This is a genomic window from Pseudorhizobium tarimense, assembly GCF_022968135.1.
In the GTDB taxonomy this organism is placed as follows: domain Bacteria; phylum Pseudomonadota; class Alphaproteobacteria; order Rhizobiales; family Rhizobiaceae; genus Neorhizobium; species Neorhizobium tarimense.
Genome location: NZ_JALJRA010000001.1, coordinates 383,514 through 399,211 on the forward strand (window position 1 = coordinate 383,514; position 15,698 = coordinate 399,211).

Here is a 15,698-nt window from a genome sequence, read left to right on the forward strand (position 1 = left end):
GGGCCGCCCTTTTCTGATATTCGCCAATAGGGTGAAGCGTCACCGTTCACTCAAAGACGACAATCCGTTGCCAATTGTTCATCTTTCAGAATGGCAATGGATGCGGCATCTTTCCTCCAGAATTCGATGCCCTGACAGCCGATCCAATCTGGAGTTATTCCTATGACCAACACCACCACCAACAACCTTCTGCTTCTCGCCGGCCGCGTTCTTCTGTCGGCCATGTTCATCATGTCCGGCTATGGCAAGCTCGTTGATCCCGCCGGTACCGCCGGCATGATTGCCGGTGCCGGCTTCCCGGCCGCGACAGGTCTTGCCTATCTTGCCGGTCTCTTCGAGTTGCTGGCCGGCCTTGCCGTGATCGTCGGCTTTGAGGCGCGCATCGCCGCGATCCTGCTTGCCGCCTTCACCGTCTTTACCGGTTTGGTCTTCCATTCCGGCGCCATCAACGTGCCTGACTTCCCGGAAGCTGCCAATGGCATGCTGACGATGTTCAACGGCCTGATGATGATGAAGAACCTGACGATCGCGGGCGGCTTCCTGGCACTCGCTGCAGCCGGTGCCGGTGCCTATTCGCTTGACGCCCGCCGCAGCGGCACCGTCGCAGTGGCCGCCTAAGCCCGACCTTAAGTCCTCCCAAGGACGGGGCGCTGGACCAGCCGGTCCGGCGCCCTCTTTCTTTGCTAGGTGCGGCGCTGCGCCAGCCAGACGGTGGCGCCACCGCACTCCGGATCCTGCGTCACTCGAGAGACGATCCGGAAACCGTTCTCTTCGAGCAGTGTCGCATATTCCTCGCGATCGAGGCTGGCGTGAAAGAGCGGTTCGCCGCCGAACTCGCCCATAGCGACACCGGCGAAGTGCCCGGCTGTAAACATCAGCGCTGCACCCGGCGCCGAGAGATAGGCAAAGATCAGGAACATCTCCCGCTGGTCGGCGGGGTTCAGGTGGAAGAAACTGTGCCAGGCAAGGATGCCGTTAAAGGTTCGCCCCGGCGGCAGCCTACGCATATCGCGGACGATCCACTGCTCTCGCGGGAAGCGCTGCCGGCAGAGATCGATCATGCTTTGTGAGCTATCCACTCCTGTCACGCGAAAGCCGCGAGCGATCAAGTGCGCGGCGAGCGGCTCTCCGGCGCCGCAACCGAGATCGAGTACCGTCCCGTTGGCCGGTAGGAGAGCGGCGAAGCGGTCCAGCCACGGTCTCTCGAAGAGGTTCTTCCCGCGCAAATGATCGAACGCCAGCGCGTGGCGCTCGTAGAGCCCGATGACGTCTTCATCCTCAGCCATCACTCCCGCCCGTGACCGCTCTCACTGCACGGACGATCTGCTCGACCCGTGGGTCCGCATTATGCTCCGGCTTGCGGGCGCGCACAAGGCAGGCCTCGCTCTTCAGGATCACGCCGTCGGTCAGCACCTTCAGGTGATTGGCCTTCAGCGTCGAGCCGGTCGAGGTAATGTCGACGATGATATCGGCCTGCCCTGCGGCCGGTGCGCCCTCGGTCGCGCCGAGGCTTTCGACGATGCGGTAGAGCTGGATGCCGTGCTGGCGGGAAAAGAACTGCTGGGTCAGGCGCCAGTACTTCGTTGCGATCGCAAGCCGCCTGCCGTGACGGGCGCGGAAATCTGCGGCGACATCGCCGAGGTCCGCCATCGTCTCGACGTCGAGCCAGATCTCCGGCACTGCGACAACCACATCCGCCTGACCGAAGCCAAGCCGGGCGCAGAACTCCACCTTTTCGTCGACACCGGGCATCCCTTCGCGAACCAGATCCTCCCCTGTCACGCCAAAATCCACAGTCTCGGCTGCCAGTTCACGGGCGATCTCCGAAGCGGAGAGATAGGCAATCTCGACGCCATCCACGCCTTCCAGCCGCCCCCGATAAGACCGGTCATTGCCGATGCTGGTAATGCCAAGACCGGCGCGCTCGAAGATCTCGACGGTTCCGTCCTTGATCCGCCCCTTAGAGGGTAGTGCGATGGTAAGGGTCATTGAGCTTCCCTCGCCGTTTCGATCCGGTCCAGCCAAAGCGCGAAACCGACGGCAGGAATGCGATCCTTTGCGCCGAGCAGCGTCAGAAGCCGGTCGAAGCGACCGCCGCCGGCCAATACGGCCGAGCCTCCCTCCTCCGTCACCTCGAAGACGAGGCCGGTGTAGTAATCGAGCGGCCTGCCGAAGGCGGCGCGATAGGTCATGGCGGAGAGATCAACGCCAATAACGGAGAGCGCCGCCACCCGGGCGTCGAATTGCGCGATCGCCGGACCGAGCTTCAGACCGGCGGCATCGGCGAACCCAGCAAGCGCTGCGGAGGCTTGCGATAGCGGCAGGCGCAACGTGAGGAACTCGCGCAGCAGGAGCAACGCGCCGCCATCGAGCTGCGTTTGGGCGAGTGTGCGTTTCTCCCTCAGCCGCCTTGCGATTTCGAGCGGGGAGCGGCTGGCATTCGTGGAATAGCCCGTTGCCTGCATGGTGCTGTCGATCCGTGCCACAAGCTCATCCTCGTTTCCGGAGGCGAGCAGCAAGGCGATCTCGGGGTCCAGTCCCGCTACTGGCTGCGGCCGAGCAAGCCGTTCGAGAAGGGCTTCAAGATGCGCCATGTCGCCGAAGGCATGGATCAGCCGCTTCTGCCACCCGAGGGGCAGGCCGAGCGCCTTGACGACCGCTTCGAAAACGGCCTGATCCCCCAAGGTAACGGTCAGAGGACGGCTGGGCAGAAGGCGGGAGAGGATGCCGAAGGCATCGGCGATTGCGCGGGCGTCCGCGCTGGCGATGTCGGCTTCACCCAGATCCTCGATGCCGGCCTGATAGAACTCGTGTGCGCCCTCTCGCCGCTGGCGGAAGACCTCCCCTAGATAGGAATATCGCTTCGGCGTGCCGGTGGCGGTTTCGATGTGGCGCAGACAGACGGGGATGGTGAATTCTGGTCGCAGGCAGAGGCTGGCGCCCGTTTCGCTTTCCGTCAGGAAGATGCGGCGGCGCAGGTCCTCGCCCGCCATGTCGAGGAAGGGCTCTGCCGGCTGAATGACCGGCGTGTTGACCCGCACCGTCCGGCGGCGTTCGAACTCCTCCAGCAGCTCGCCGGAAAACTCCGGCATGTCGATCAGCGGCATGGTCAGCCTTCCCGCCGACGGTCTTCCGCCTGAGCCGCCAGGATCTCCTTCACCTTGGCGATGAGATTGGCTTCCGGCACCGTCTCCTGCGCTACCCTCGCCTCTCGCCAGGTGGCGTTGTCCTCGATCTCGCCGGACAACCGCTTCCCCTCGATCAGGTCCTTGATCTGCACTACACCTTCAGCCCGCTCGTCGCCGCCCTGGATGATGGCAATCGGGGCGCCGCGGCGGTCGGCATATTTCAGCTGATTGCCGAACTTCTTCCAGTTGCCCTGGTACATTTCGGCACGGATGCCTTCGGCGCGCAGCTGTTGCGTGAAGCGCTGGTAGCGGCCCATGCTTTCCACATCGCCATCCATGACGGTGACGAGGACGGGCCCGAGAACCTCGTCCTGGCCGAGTTTGCCGAGGTTCTTCAGCGCCGTCATGAGGCGCGACACACCGATGGAAAAGCCGGTGGCTGGCACCGGCTGACCCATGAAGCGGGAGACGAGACCGTCATAACGACCGCCACCGCCGACCGAGCCGAAGACGACCTTTTCGCCCTTTTCGTTGGTGACGTCGAAGGTGAGTTCGGCTTCGAAGACGGGGCCGGTGTAGTATTCGAGACCGCGGACGACAGAGGGGTCGATCTTGACGCGATCCGGTCCGTACCCAGCCTCGGCGGCCAGAGCGCCGATCGTGTTAAGCTCGCCCACGCCCTCGCCGCCCTTGGCGGTGCCCGCCACGAGTTCACCGAGTTGGCCGGCGCTCTCCGCGTAGTCCTTGATGCCGACGAAGAAGAGAACCTTGTCGATCTGCGCGGCATTCAGTCCCGCACCCTTGGTGAAGTCACCGCTCTCATCCTTGCGGCCTTCGCCGAGCAGGAGCTTGACGCCCTCCGGACCGAACTTGTCTAGCTTGTCGATGGCGCGCAGCACATTCAGACGCTGCCCCGCCTTATCGTCACCGCCAAGGCCAATTGCCTCCATCACGCCATCCAGAACCTTGCGGTTGTTGACCCGGATCACATAATCGCCGCGCTTGATGCCAAGCGCTTCCATAGTATCCGCCATCATCATGCACATTTCGGCATCGGCCTGAACGCCCGGCGCCCCGACCGTGTCGGCGTCGAACTGCATGAATTGGCGAAAGCGGCCGGGGCCCGGCTTTTCGTTGCGGAAGACATAGCCAGCGCGGTAGGTGCGGAAGGGCAGTTGGATCTCGTTGAAGTTTTCCGCGACATGGCGGGCGAGCGGCGCCGTCAGGTCGTAGCGAAGGCTCATCCACTGGTCGTCATCGTCCTGTAGGGAGAAGACGCCCTCGTTCGGGCGGTCGCTGTCGGGCAGGAATTTGCCGAGCGCATCGGTATACTCGAAGAGCGGCGTCTCGACAGGATCAAAACCGTATCGCTCGTAGACCTCGCGGATCTTGGCGATCATCTCGTTGGTGGCATGGATATCGGCGGCCGAGCGATCGACGAAGCCACGCGGCAAGCGGGCCTTCAGTTTCTGGGGTTTCTTCTGCTTGTCGCTCATGATCGGATGTCCACTGCCAGCGGCCCCGGAAAGGGGCGAATTTCGTGTGCGGTTTCTTAGAGGATGGGAGCCGGAGCGGCAAGGCCGGGCGACTGGCGAAGGGGTGGCGGCAATGGTATATGTCGGCACGAAAGGGTCACGGCCATGAACAAACGCGTCACGATCGAAATGCCCGACGAGATGCTGAAGCTCGTCGAAGAATATGCGGCGGAAGCCGGGACCGCGACAGATGACTATTTGCGCGACGTCATCGAGCAGCATCTGGAAGATCTGAACGATATCGCGGCGGCCGAAGTGGCGATGCAGAGCATTCGCGATGGCGAACCGACCTATCCTCTTGCAGAAGTGAAGCAGAGACTGGGCCTCGACCATTGAGTTCCGGGCAAAAGCCGAGAAGCAGCTACAGCGCCTTGAATCGGGCGATGCCGCACGCATCGTTTCTTTCCCGGAAGATCGCTTGGCGGCACGTAAACCCTCGTGAACTTGGCACGGCACTCAGAGGTCACGCGCTCGGCGTTTACTACCGCGTCGGCGATTACCGCATCATCTGCGATATCCAGGATCAGAGGCTCGTGGTGCTGGTCGCGGAGATCGGCTACCGGCGCGAGATCTACCGCTAGCTCATGATCGTAGAAGCTATACAATACGCCGCGACCACTCCAGTCACGCCGGCTCAATTTCGCCCGTTCATCGGCGCCTCAGTCAGCCTCTGGTCGCGCGCCACGCGCTGCGCAAACGAATGGGCGGCGCATGAGGAGAATTGCAGAAGGTTTGTATCCGACACGATCAACGGCATGCGCCGCCGCCGAACAGTGGTGGTACTGGGATCTGGACTCTTACGTGACGTGCCCGTTGGAGCGCTCTCCCGTGGGTTCGACACGGTGGTGCTGGTTGACCTGGTGCATCTGGCGAGCGTGCGGATGTGGCTGAAGGCAAGGCGGTTTGGCAATGTCCGGCTTTTCCACCGGGATCTTGCGGGGCTTGAAGATGCTTTGGACGGCAAGCAACCGGAGTCGCTTTCCTTCCTGCGGCAGGTTCCCTATCTCGACCTCGTCATCTCGGCGAACCTGCTGTCGCAGATCGGTGTGGGTGCGGAACGCCGGCTGGAGCAGAACAACGACACAAAGCGGGCGGAAGTCGTGCGGAAGCTCATCCATGCGCATCTGCGCGACCTGGACGCGTTGCCATGTAGCACCATCCTCCTGACCGATGCCTCCTACTCTGTTCTCGGCCGTTCGGGCAAAAGACTGGAGTCTGAGGACCTGCTGCATGGAATGCCGGTGCCGGATGCAGACGAGCGGTGGCCATGGCCGGTCGTGCCGTTTGGCGAACAGAGTCGAGACTACCAGGTTGTTCACGATGTCGTGGCAAAGCGGGTCTTGCGCTAGAACAATTGCACTGCCGCAATTGTGCTAAGCAGGTGCACATGAAGCGTCTGCCGCCCTGCTAGTCGTCCTCTCCTGGCTGTTGCACGGCACAATGCCGGTGACGGTCGCGAATGCTGCCGCCAGCCCTGTCCCCGTTGCGACCACCGGCGATCAAGCGGCTCATCGCCTGCATTCAAATCATCACCTTACTGTAGAGGAAGATCCGCTTCTGCATCGCGACGTGGGTCACGAGACCATTCCCGCCTGCTCGACCTTTCTCTGCTTCGTCTGCGCCACCGTCCTACCGCTGCCGCCGACCGAGATCGTTGTCCGCAATGGTCTTTTCTTCCGGATCGACAGCAGGAGCGGTCCGCTCGTTGCTTCCGAACCCGTGCCGCTGGAACGACCGCCGAAAGACATCGGCCGACTTATCGCTCCAAACCAATTCAAGGACACGGAAAGGACATACCATGTCTGTCAGACACCTGATCATCACCTCCGCCCTCGCACTGGCGCTTGCAGGGCCCGCCTTCGCACAAGACACGCACGGCCACGGGCATGCCGAGACGTCCCTGGCAGCGTCCGACAATCCGGTTGCCAAGGCGTTCGAGGACGCCAATCTGACCATGCATCGCGACATGGCCATCGATTATACCGGGGATGCCGACATTGACTTCGTGCGCAGCATGATCCCGCATCATAAAGGCGCCATCGACATCGCGAAGATCCAGCTGCAACACGGCAAGGATCCGGAGATGCGCAAGCTTGCCGAAGACGTCATCAAGGCGCAGGAGGCGGAGATCGCCGGCATGCGCAAGTGGCTTGCTGCGCGGGGCATGTAATCCTCTGGACCGGGCAGGCAGTCTTGCCCGGTCCTCCTCACCGATCCATATCAGACGCTGGAGGTATTCCATGCGCCCGATCACCGCCATCGGCTTCGATGCCGACGACACACTCTGGCAGAACGAGCAGTTCTACCGCCTGACGGAACAGCAGTTTGCGACCCTTCTCGGCGACTATGCCGGAGGATCCCAGGTCTCAGACAGGCTGCTGGAAGCCGAGAAGCGGAACCTCGAGCACTACGGCTTCGGCATCAAGGGCTTCACGCTGTCGATGATCGAAACCGCGATCGAGGTCACCAACGGCAACGTCCCCGCTAAGACCATCAGCGACATCCTGGACATCGGACGCGAACTGCTGCGTCATCCTGTCGAGACGCTGCCCCATGTGGAGGAGACGCTGCGGGCGCTGAACGGGGAGTATCTTCTCGTTCTGATCACCAAGGGCGATCTCTTCGACCAGGAGCGTAAGCTGGCGCAATCGGGGCTGGGAGATCTTTTCGACGCGATCGAGATCGTAAGCGACAAGAGCGCCACCACATACCGGCGGATTTTCTCCAAGCTCGCTGACGGCCCTGACCGGGCGATGATGGTTGGCAACTCGTTGAAATCGGACATCGTGCCAGCGATCGCGGCCGGCAGCTACGGCGTCTTCATTCCACACGCGCTGACCTGGATCGTTGAGCATGTGGAGCCGCCCAAGGACGCACCGCGTTTCAGGCAGATCGAGCACATCGGCCAATTGCCGGAGGTGCTGGAGCAGATTAGGGCCGCTTGAACTCCGCCCGCAGCCGGTCGACCTCCGGCTGACAGAAGCAGCCGGCGAGGTGATCGTTGACCAGGCCCATGGCCTGCATGAAGGCATAGACGGTGGTCGGGCCGACAAAGGTCCAACCGCGCTTCTTCAGGTCCTTTGAAAGGCGGACGGAGGTGGGCGTCGTCGGGTTCGCCAGCAGCGTCGCAAGGTCCATCACCTCCGGTCGGTCGCCCGCAGGTGGCTCGAAGCGCCAGAAGTAGTAAGCGAGTGAGCCGAACTCGTCGCGCATCTCGACGGCCCGCCGGGCATTGTTGATCGTCGAGACGATCTTGCCGCGGTGCCGAATGATGCCCGGGTCCGCCACCAACCGCCCCACGTCGTCCTCATTGAAGCGGGCAATCTTGTCGAAGTCGAAGCCCGCGAAGGCGGCACGAAAATTCTCGCGCTTGCGCAGGATGGTCAGCCAGGAAAGCCCCGACTGGAAGCCTTCCAGGCAGATTTTCTCGAACAGCCGGAAATCGTCCTTTACCGGCCGGCCCCATTCCTCGTCGTGGTACCGGCGATAATCGTCGAGGCCGCCATGCCAGAAGCAGCGGCCCTGCCCGTCCTCGCCTGTGATGATGCCGTCGTTTTCCATCATTCCTCGATCGTTAACGCTGCCTGCCTTACCTTCAGCCTCGGTCAACCATTCTCGAAAACCCCCGGCTAACCCTGCTGAAAGGTTTATCTTCCGAGATCAATTTCAATCGCCACCCGTTTACACTTCCCTCGTTCTCCCTTGGCAGCGTGAGCTGCAATGGGGCGAGAAATGCCCTTCGGTGCATGTGTAGCGAGTGGATCCGACAATGAACAAGATGCTTCTGCTGGCCTTAAGCCTTCTTCCCGCGTTTGCAGCCACGGCGCAAGCAAATGACCGATATCGAGAGCGGCCGCCGGTGATCGTGAGCCCGGACCTGACGGCGCCCTGGGTCATGCAACTCGGCGGCAAGGTGCGACCCGTGGTCTATCCGGTCCGACCGTCCCAGCCGCGCAGTCTCTTCCAGCAGCGCCCGCGGAGCACGGACGCCCGGCGTGGCAATTCGCAACCGGCCAGCATGCGCCCCAACAGGGTCGTCCGGATCCAGATCGAGCCGCAGTTCCTGCCGCAAACAGTCGCCTATCAGACGAAGCACGCGCCCGGAACGATCGTCATCGACACCAATAACCGGTTCCTCTACCTCGTCACCGGCAACGGCCAGGCTCGCCGCTATGGTGTGGGCGTCGGCAAGCCGGGCTTCGAATGGGCCGGCACACACAAGATCACCCGCAAGGCGGAGTGGCCGCGCTGGACACCGCCGCAGGAAATGATCGCGCGCGAGGCCGCCAAGGGCCATTACCTCCCGGCGACCATGGAAGGCGGCCCGGCCAATCCGCTGGGCGCCCGCGCCATGTATCTCGGCTCAACGCTCTATCGCATCCATGGCACGAATGCGCCGTGGACAATCGGCAGCGCCGTCTCCTCCGGCTGCATCCGCATGCGCAACGAGGACGTCGTCGATCTCTACGAGAGGGTCAACGTCGGCGCCAAGGTCATCGTCATGTAAGAAAGATGTGGCCGGATCGCCACGATCCGGTCCTTTTTCGCGCAGCCGCCGCTATTCCTTCCGCATCGTCTTGTCGGGCGAACGGCACCAGCACATCTTGCTCCCCTTTTCAGGTCAAGCTGATGCAAGGGGTCAGGATGAAGTCGCATAAAATGCTGATTGCGGTCGCCGGTCTGGCGGTCACCATGGTGGCGGGCGAAGCCCCCGCCCAGACGTCACGTTCTGCGCAGCCGCAGACGACGGCAAGCGACGTGGCGCCGGCCGTGCGCAATCGCGCGGTGCCGGAAAAATACAAGCGGCGGATGGTGCGCTTCTCGACGGACGAAGCCCCCGGCACCATCATCGTCGATACCAACAACAAGTTCCTCTACTATGTGGAAGGTCGCAACCGCGCGATCCGCTACGGCATTGGGGTCGGCCGCGAAGGCTTCGGCTGGTCCGGGGTCGTCAAGATCGGACGCAAGGCCGAATGGCCAAGCTGGACGCCGCCGGCCGAGATGCGCCGCCGCGAAGCTGCACGGGGCCACGTCCTGCCGGCCGTTCAAAAGGGAGGACCGGATAATCCGCTCGGCGCTCGCGCCATGTACCTCTACAAAGGTGGGCGGGACACGATCTTCCGCATTCACGGCACCAACCAGCCCTGGTCGATCGGCCTCAACCTCTCCTCCGGCTGCATCCGCATGATGAACAAGGATGTCGAGCACCTTTACGAGCGGGCACCGGTCGGCACGAAGGTGGTCGTCATCGGCCCGGGCAACAAGCATGGAGACGTCGCCTTCCAGGATCGTGGAATCGACATCTTCCGGACGCTGTTTGGCGGCTAAGATGAAGGAGGCGGGTGCGAGCCCGCCTTCATGTTCCCGTTATGAAGCGCCGATAGGGTGATGAGCGGCGTTGAGTCGCCGCCTCTCAGACAAAGGGACGCACGGGCTGCGTCTCGTGACGCAACCAATCGGGTCCTCATGCGCACACTCGCTTCGCTTTCCCTTGCATCTTCAGCTCTGGCGACCGGCCTCGCCTTCACCTCGCCCATTTTGGCCGCGGATCTCACGCCGATCCAGTTGACGCCGGCCGAGACCACGTATGTCGCACCGGCCACATCCGGCTATTTCGAGTTCTCTGCCTATGGCGGCTATCAGACGGCGCCGCACAGCGACGTCGAGGTATCGGACGGACCGGACTTCACCGCAGGCTGGGAAGGAAAGTCCTTCTCCACACCCCCTTACTGGGGCGTCCGCGGTAGCTACTGGTTCGGCGATGGCCAGTTGGCGAACCTCGGCGTGTCGCTGGATTTCACCCATGCGAAGGTCTATGCCGATGACGAGACGCTGAGGGAAACTGGCTGGTCGCATTTCGAGATGACCGACGGGATCAACCTGTTGACGGTCAACGCGCTCTACCGCTTCCCGATCGAGGGCAGCCGGTTCACCCCCTATGTCGGCGCGGGCGCCGGTATCAACGTGCCGCATATCGAGGTGACCCGGCCAAGCGGCACAACCTCGGAATACCAGTTCGGTGGAGCGACCCTGCAGGCGCAGGCTGGCGTCAAGTACGACATCAGCGATCGCTGGGCCGCCTTCGTCGAGTACAAGGGCAACTATTCCTGGGTCGACGTAGACATCGATAGCGGCGCCTCGCTGCAGACCGAAGTCCTCACCAATGCGGTAAACGTCGGGGTGTCCCTGAAGTTCTAACAGCGGATGAAGCTCTGTGAGAATTCGGCCGTAAGGCCGGCTTTTCTAGTGGAGCTTGGCAGGTTTCGGGCCACCATAGGCCCAGTCGAGCAGTTCGATCGTGTGGACGATCGGGATTGAAGTGCCGGTGCCGATCTGGGTCATGCAGCCGATATTGCCCGTTGCGATGAGATCCGGACGCGTCGCTTCGATGTTCTTCACCTTGCGAGCCTTCAACTGCTGGGAGATTTCCGGCTGCATGATATTGTAGGTCCCGGCCGAGCCGCAGCAGAGATGACCCTCCGGCGGATCGCGCACCACGAAGCCCGCATTCTTCAACAGGTTTTTCGGCGCCATCGTGATCTTCTGGCCATGCTGCATAGAGCAGGCGGAGTGGTAGGTAACGGTCAGTTCGCGGCTATTGAGTTTTGGGAGATCCAGCGTCGCCAGATATTCCGTCACGTCCTTGGCAAGGGCGGACACATGGGCCGCCTTCTTTGCATAATGCGGATCAAGCCGGAGCATGTGCCCGTAGTCCTTGACCGTGGTCCCGCAGCCCGAGGTCGTGATGATGATGGCATCGAGCCCGCCGGCTTCGATCTCGCGGGTCCAGGCATCGACATTGGAGCGGGCGAAACCGAGTGCCGGATCCTCCTTGCCCATGTGATGGACAAGGGCCCCGCAACAACCCTCGCCTTCCGGCACCACGACCTCTATCCCTAGGCGGGTCAGCAGCCGTATGGTCGCTTCGTTAATGCCGGGGTCAAGCACAGGCTGCGCGCAGCCGCTCAAGATCGCGACGCGGCCACGCCGCTCCGCCTCCGGCGCGCGGCTGCCGGGCTGCATCGAATCCGACCTCCGCAACGCTCCCGTCGGAGCAAGCTGGAGCATAGCTGCTAGCGGTTTGAGCGGGGACAGGCGATCGAAGAACGGAGCGAGCGGGCGGCTCACCTTAGCGAGCGCTAGGGCCGTCCGGAAACGTTTTGGATAGGGAAGCACCCCCGCAAGCACATTACGGATCATGCGGTCGATCAGCGGCCGCCGGTACGTCTTTTCAATGTGCACGCGCGCATGGTCTACCAGATGCATGTAATCGACGCCAGACGGACAGGTGGTCACGCACGCAAGGCAGGACAGACAGCGATCGATATGGGTCACCACCTCGGCATCCGCCGCACGGCCGTTCTCGAGCATGTCCTTGATCAGGTAGATCCGGCCACGCGGGCTGTCGAGTTCGTTGCCGAGCGTCACGTAGGTGGGACAGGTCGCGGTGCAAAAGCCGCAATGCACGCAGCGCCGCAGTATCTTTTCCGATTCCGCCACCTGCGGATCGGCAAGCTGTTCGGCGGTGAAACTGGTCTGCACGTCTATACTCCCGCCATCTTGCCTGGGTTGAAGATGCCGTCCGGATCGAGCTTCTGCTTGACGCGCGCCGAAAGGGCCGCGACGGCATCACATTCAGGATGGAAGGCCTCAAGCCGCTCCCTCACCGCATCCGGCGCGCGGACCAGCGTTGCATGGCCGCCGCCCAGCGCCTTGATGTAGCGCCGCAGCCGCTGCTCCTCCGGATCTGCCTCCATCTGCATCCAGACAAGACCGCCTTGCCAATCATAAAATGCGTCTACGCCGGCTTCCAGACGAAGGGCTGCAACCAGCTGATGCCCGATGGACGGCGCAACCGAAACCCGCCAGAGCGGCTTGTTGGGGAAGCCCTTGTAGGGGGCCACGTCCCGGATTTCCTTCCAAAGGTTGCGGCTCAGGTCCGGCCCTAGCCGGGACACCGAGCCGAAGCTCCGCATCATATCGCAAAGCTTTTCGGCGCGCACGGAAACCGACGCTTCCAGACCCTCCAGACGCAGCACCGTCGCCTCCCCGTCCGGCAGTTCAACGCTGGGGAAGCGTCCGCGTACCGTTTGCGGCAGATGGGCCGCGCCGGAGACTTCTACCGGCATGGCCATCGCCACGGCCATCGCCTGCGTCGCCGCCTGATCGTCCAGCCCCGAAAGGACGATCGTCTCCACCGTTGCCGGCACCGGCAAAACGCGGAACGTCACTTCCGTGAGGAAGCCGAGCGTGCCGTGGGAGCCCGCAAGCAGCTTGACCAGATCGAGCCCGGTGACGTTCTTCATCACCCGCCCGCCGGCGCGGATGATCTCGCCGCGGCCATTGACGAAGCGAATGCCGAGCAGGCTGTCGCGTGCGGCGCCGGCGACAAAGCGCCGGGGTCCAGAAACGTTGGCGGCGAAGACGCCACCGATCGTCGGCTCCCCCGCGGTTCCCATCACGGCACGATGGTCCATTGGTTCAAAGCCCATCATCTGCCTGTTGACCGCCAGGAGAGCTTCAATCTCTGCGACAGGCGTTCCGGCCTTAGCCGTCATTACCATTTCCGCCGGTTCGTAGTCGACAATCCCGGTCAGCGCTGACGAGCTTAAGGTCTCCTCCGCCAGGACACTGTTGCCGAAACCGCTTCGGGTTCCACCGCCCATGATGGACAGCATCGTTCCTCTCGATGCGGCATTGCGGATGCCATAGGCGGCATCATTTTCCGTGTGCGGCGTCAGCGTCATGCAGCCGGTCGCCCCTCAAGCGGAAACACCTTGGAGGGATTGAGGATCCAGTCCGGATCGAAGGCCGCGCGCACTGCCATCTGCTGGTTCAAATCAGCATCGGAATACTGGTGGCGCATGAGGTCACGCTTCTCAATGCCGACCCCATGCTCGCCCGTCAGGCAGCCGCCGGCATCGACGCACAGCTTCAGGATTTCATTGCCCGCTTCTTCGGCGCGCGCAGCATCTTCCGGGTCGTTGGCGTTGAAGAGGATCAAGGGATGCATGTTGCCATCGCCGGCGTGGAAGACATTGGCAACGCGCAGGCCAAAGCGCTCAACGATCTCGGACGTCTTCTCGAGCACATAGGAGAGCTTGCCGAGCGGCACCGTGCCGTCCATGCAGATGTAGTCGGAGATCCGGCCGGTCGCTCCAAAGGCGGATTTGCGGCCTTTCCAGATCAGCGCCGCTTCCGTGGCACTTTGGCTTTCACGCACGGTTCTGACGCCATGGCGGCCGGCGATCTCGACGATCTTCTTCAGCGTCGCCTCCATCTCGGCCTCCGATCCCTCGACCTCGACGATCAGCAGAGCGCCGACGTCAAGCGGGTAGCCCGCCTGAGCGAAGGCTTCGCAGATCTCGATTGCGGGCTTGTCCATGAACTCGATCGCGACCGGGATAATGCCCGAGCCGATCACGTCCGCGACACAGGCGCCTGCTTCCTGGGACGTATCGAAGCCGAACAACACCGGGCGCGCACCTTCCGGTTTCGCAATCAGCCGGACGGTCGCTTCGGTGACGATGCCGAGCTGTCCCTCAGAGCCACAGACGAGGCCGAGGAGATCGTAGCCCGCCGGATCCAGATGCTTGCCGCCCAGTTCGATGACCGTGCCGTCGACGAGCACCATCGTCACGCCCAACAGATTGTTTGTGGTGACGCCATACTTCAGACAGTGCGCGCCACCAGAATTCATGCCGATATTGCCGCCGATCGTGCAGGCGAGCTGCGAGCTTGGATCAGGGGCATAGAAGAACCCCTCCGGGCTTACGGCGTCAGAAATGCGGAGGTTGGTCACGCCCGCCTGGACAGTTGCCGTTCTGTTCGCCGGATCGACCTCCAGGATACGGGTCATCTTGGAAAGCCCCAGCACCACCGCATCCTCCTGCGGGATGGCGCCACCCGACAGGGAGGTTCCCGCACCGCGCGCGATCACCGGAATTCCGTAACGATGGCAGTATCTCATCACCGCTGCCACCTGCTCGGTCGTCTTCGGCAGGACGACAGCCAGCGGCAGCCGGCGATAGGCGACGAAGGCGTCGGTCTCGAAGGGAACGAGTTCTCGCGCCTCGTGGACGACGCATTCCGGCGGCAGAAGATCGACAAGATCGCCGATGATCGTTGCGCGCCGCGCCACAACAGCCGTCCGCGGCTTCAGGAACCTGATTGCTTCTGACATCCTCACCTCCCGCCGGCCGCCCTTATCCGAGAGCGATGATCGCGCTTAACATGGCTTGCCACCTAAGGCTATGCCAGCCGATCGTTCCACTTCGTGGCCAAAAGCAGGATGCGCGATCAGTTTCCTGTGATTTCCGGTCGCTGTTGCCCTGACCGATGGCCCAGTCTGCACTATATTCGTGATTGCGCATGAAAAGAAGATGCCGACGGAACGCGACTTGAACGCGTGTTCATGGTACAAGAATCAGCACAAAGGAGCAAACAACCTTGAACCTTCTCGCCCGCCTCAAGACAGATGTCGGCCTGATGCTGCGGCGCCCGCCCAAGCAGCAGTATGCTGCGCTGTGCTACCGGACGAAGAAGAAGCAGGGGGAGATCGAGGTGCTGCTCCTGACCAGCCGGGATACCGGGCGATGGGTCATCCCCAAGGGTTGGCCCATGCCTGCCAAGAAGGCGCATGCGGTGGCCGAGCGCGAAGCCTATGAGGAGGCGGGCGTGAAGGGGAAGGTCGAGAAGGAACCCTTGGGCCACTATCACTACAACAAGGCGCTCCGGACCGGCCTGAAAATTCCGGTGCGCGTCCAGGTCCATGCACTCGAGGTGCAGGAAATGCTGAAGAACTTTCCCGAGAAGGGAAGCCGCCGCCTGGAATGGGTCAGCCTACAGGAGGCGGCAAAGCGTGTGAACGAGCCGGAACTCAAGGCGCTCTTCACAGTTTTCGACACAAGAGCCTCGGGGCCAGATTTGAAGACCGCCACTGCCGGTTGACGCGGCAGCTGTCACAAAACTGTCATATTGCAATCCGGCGGCAATGCCAGTAGTCGACCGCCTGCGTGGTCTCGCCTTCGGG

Annotated in this window: 17 protein-coding genes and 1 pseudogene; 10 read left to right on the forward strand and 8 right to left on the reverse strand. The window is 62.5% G+C overall.

Features of this window, described 5'->3' with window-relative positions; all coding sequences use genetic code 11:
• The first annotated feature begins 162 nt into the window (after positions 1–162).
• Positions 163–618: a DoxX family protein gene (locus MUU54_RS01935; RefSeq protein WP_247242323.1), complete on the forward strand. Its 456-nt coding sequence runs from the start codon at positions 163–165 to the stop codon at positions 616–618.
• A 65-nt stretch (positions 619–683) separates the two neighbouring features.
• Here MUU54_RS01935 and MUU54_RS01940 read toward each other — a convergent pair whose 3' ends face one another.
• The 4 genes from MUU54_RS01940 to hisS are packed head-to-tail and all read right to left on the reverse strand — an operon-like array spanning position 684 to position 4,624.
• A complete protein-coding gene (locus MUU54_RS01940) occupies positions 684–1,286 on the reverse strand; it encodes a class I SAM-dependent DNA methyltransferase (RefSeq protein WP_247242324.1) in 603 nt (200 codons plus the stop codon).
• On the reverse strand, positions 1,279–1,989 hold the full coding sequence (gene hisG / locus MUU54_RS01945; RefSeq protein WP_247242325.1) for an ATP phosphoribosyltransferase: 711 nt from the start codon (positions 1,987–1,989) through the stop codon (positions 1,279–1,281). Before hisG ends, MUU54_RS01940 begins: the two co-directional genes overlap by 8 nt.
• A complete protein-coding gene (locus MUU54_RS01950) occupies positions 1,986–3,107 on the reverse strand; it encodes an ATP phosphoribosyltransferase regulatory subunit (protein ID WP_247242326.1) in 1,122 nt (373 codons plus the stop codon). Before MUU54_RS01950 ends, hisG begins: the two co-directional genes overlap by 4 nt.
• 2 nt (positions 3,108–3,109) lie before the next feature.
• Positions 3,110–4,624, reverse strand: coding sequence for a histidine--tRNA ligase (gene hisS / locus MUU54_RS01955; protein WP_247242327.1), 1,515 nt, complete (start codon positions 4,622–4,624; stop codon positions 3,110–3,112).
• Positions 4,625–4,768: 144 nt separating this feature from the next.
• On the opposite strand from hisS, the gene relB reads away from it, so the two are divergent.
• The 5 genes and pseudogenes from relB (at position 4,769) to MUU54_RS01980 (ending at position 7,608) form a co-directional block, all read left to right on the forward strand.
• The gene (gene relB / locus MUU54_RS01960; protein ID WP_247242328.1) at positions 4,769–4,999 is read left to right on the forward strand and encodes a type II toxin-antitoxin system RelB family antitoxin; all 231 of its coding nucleotides are present in this window, start codon (positions 4,769–4,771) and stop codon (positions 4,997–4,999) included.
• Positions 4,995–5,244: pseudogene (locus MUU54_RS01965) on the forward strand (type II toxin-antitoxin system RelE family toxin). The gene relB and the pseudogene MUU54_RS01965 overlap by 5 nt, the downstream one beginning before the upstream one ends.
• 174 nt (positions 5,245–5,418) lie before the next feature.
• Entirely contained in the window at positions 5,419–6,012 is a 594-nt protein-coding gene (locus MUU54_RS01970; RefSeq protein ID WP_312038790.1) for a hypothetical protein, read from the forward strand.
• A 449-nt stretch (positions 6,013–6,461) separates the two neighbouring features.
• Positions 6,462–6,833, forward strand: coding sequence for a CopM family metallochaperone (gene copM, locus MUU54_RS01975; protein ID WP_247242330.1), 372 nt, complete (start codon positions 6,462–6,464; stop codon positions 6,831–6,833).
• 70 nt (positions 6,834–6,903) lie between these two features.
• On the forward strand, positions 6,904–7,608 hold the full coding sequence (locus MUU54_RS01980; protein ID WP_247242332.1) for an HAD family hydrolase: 705 nt from the start codon (positions 6,904–6,906) through the stop codon (positions 7,606–7,608).
• Here the strand turns inward: MUU54_RS01980 and MUU54_RS01985 are convergent.
• On the reverse strand, positions 7,595–8,224 hold the full coding sequence (locus MUU54_RS01985; RefSeq protein WP_247242413.1) for a DNA-3-methyladenine glycosylase I: 630 nt from the start codon (positions 8,222–8,224) through the stop codon (positions 7,595–7,597). The genes MUU54_RS01980 and MUU54_RS01985 overlap by 14 nt on opposite strands.
• A gap of 208 nt (positions 8,225–8,432) precedes the next feature.
• Here MUU54_RS01985 and MUU54_RS01990 point away from each other — a divergent pair, with 208 nt between their 5' ends.
• The 3 genes from MUU54_RS01990 to MUU54_RS02000 all read left to right on the forward strand — a co-directional run bounded on the left by MUU54_RS01990 (position 8,433) and on the right by MUU54_RS02000 (position 10,864).
• Complete coding sequence (locus MUU54_RS01990) at positions 8,433–9,170, forward strand: L,D-transpeptidase (RefSeq protein WP_247242333.1); 738 nt, start codon at positions 8,433–8,435, stop codon at positions 9,168–9,170.
• Between the two features lie 137 nt (positions 9,171–9,307).
• Positions 9,308–9,994 (forward strand): L,D-transpeptidase, encoded by a 687-nt coding sequence (locus tag MUU54_RS01995; protein WP_376742034.1) that lies wholly within the window; start codon positions 9,308–9,310, stop codon positions 9,992–9,994.
• Between the two features lie 138 nt (positions 9,995–10,132).
• Positions 10,133–10,864, forward strand: coding sequence for an outer membrane protein (locus MUU54_RS02000; RefSeq protein ID WP_247242334.1), 732 nt, complete (start codon positions 10,133–10,135; stop codon positions 10,862–10,864).
• Positions 10,865–10,909: 45 nt separating this feature from the next.
• Here the strand turns inward: MUU54_RS02000 and glcF are convergent, their stop codons facing one another.
• Genes glcF through MUU54_RS02015 form a run of 3 tightly spaced genes read right to left on the reverse strand, consistent with a single transcriptional unit; the run spans position 10,910 to position 14,849 of the window.
• Entirely contained in the window at positions 10,910–12,208 is a 1,299-nt protein-coding gene (glcF, locus tag MUU54_RS02005) for a glycolate oxidase subunit GlcF (RefSeq protein WP_247242335.1), read from the reverse strand.
• Positions 12,209–12,210: 2 nt separating this feature from the next.
• Positions 12,211–13,413: a glycolate oxidase subunit GlcE gene (gene glcE / locus MUU54_RS02010; RefSeq protein ID WP_247242336.1), complete on the reverse strand. Its 1,203-nt coding sequence runs from the start codon at positions 13,411–13,413 to the stop codon at positions 12,211–12,213.
• A complete protein-coding gene (locus MUU54_RS02015) occupies positions 13,410–14,849 on the reverse strand; it encodes an FAD-linked oxidase C-terminal domain-containing protein (protein WP_247242337.1) in 1,440 nt (479 codons plus the stop codon). Before MUU54_RS02015 ends, glcE begins: the two co-directional genes overlap by 4 nt.
• 305 nt (positions 14,850–15,154) lie before the next feature.
• Here MUU54_RS02015 and MUU54_RS02020 point away from each other — a divergent pair, with 305 nt between their 5' ends.
• Positions 15,155–15,616: an NUDIX hydrolase gene (locus MUU54_RS02020; protein ID WP_247242415.1), complete on the forward strand. Its 462-nt coding sequence runs from the start codon at positions 15,155–15,157 to the stop codon at positions 15,614–15,616.
• The last annotated feature ends 82 nt before the right edge of the window (positions 15,617–15,698 follow it).

Coding starts and splice junctions, on each gene's coding strand:
- MUU54_RS01940 (WP_247242324.1), bottom strand. CDS start 1,286: ATGGCTGAGGATGAAGACGTCATCGGGCTCTACGAGCGCCACGCGCTG.
- MUU54_RS01970 (WP_312038790.1), top strand. CDS start 5,419: ATGCGCCGCCGCCGAACAGTGGTGGTACTGGGATCTGGACTCTTACGT.
- relB (WP_247242328.1), top strand. CDS start 4,769: ATGAACAAACGCGTCACGATCGAAATGCCCGACGAGATGCTGAAGCTC.
- MUU54_RS01935 (WP_247242323.1), top strand. CDS start 163: ATGACCAACACCACCACCAACAACCTTCTGCTTCTCGCCGGCCGCGTT.
- MUU54_RS01980 (WP_247242332.1), top strand. CDS start 6,904: ATGCGCCCGATCACCGCCATCGGCTTCGATGCCGACGACACACTCTGG.
- MUU54_RS01950 (WP_247242326.1), bottom strand. CDS start 3,107: ATGCCGCTGATCGACATGCCGGAGTTTTCCGGCGAGCTGCTGGAGGAG.
- MUU54_RS02020 (WP_247242415.1), top strand. CDS start 15,155: ATGCTGCGGCGCCCGCCCAAGCAGCAGTATGCTGCGCTGTGCTACCGG.
- MUU54_RS01995 (WP_376742034.1), top strand. CDS start 9,308: ATGAAGTCGCATAAAATGCTGATTGCGGTCGCCGGTCTGGCGGTCACC.
- copM (WP_247242330.1), top strand. CDS start 6,462: ATGTCTGTCAGACACCTGATCATCACCTCCGCCCTCGCACTGGCGCTT.
- MUU54_RS02000 (WP_247242334.1), top strand. CDS start 10,133: ATGCGCACACTCGCTTCGCTTTCCCTTGCATCTTCAGCTCTGGCGACC.
- MUU54_RS02015 (WP_247242337.1), bottom strand. CDS start 14,849: ATGTCAGAAGCAATCAGGTTCCTGAAGCCGCGGACGGCTGTTGTGGCG.
- MUU54_RS01990 (WP_247242333.1), top strand. CDS start 8,433: ATGAACAAGATGCTTCTGCTGGCCTTAAGCCTTCTTCCCGCGTTTGCA.
- MUU54_RS01985 (WP_247242413.1), bottom strand. CDS start 8,224: ATGGAAAACGACGGCATCATCACAGGCGAGGACGGGCAGGGCCGCTGC.
- hisG (WP_247242325.1), bottom strand. CDS start 1,989: ATGACCCTTACCATCGCACTACCCTCTAAGGGGCGGATCAAGGACGGA.
- hisS (WP_247242327.1), bottom strand. CDS start 4,624: ATGAGCGACAAGCAGAAGAAACCCCAGAAACTGAAGGCCCGCTTGCCG.
- glcE (WP_247242336.1), bottom strand. CDS start 13,413: ATGACGCTGACGCCGCACACGGAAAATGATGCCGCCTATGGCATCCGC.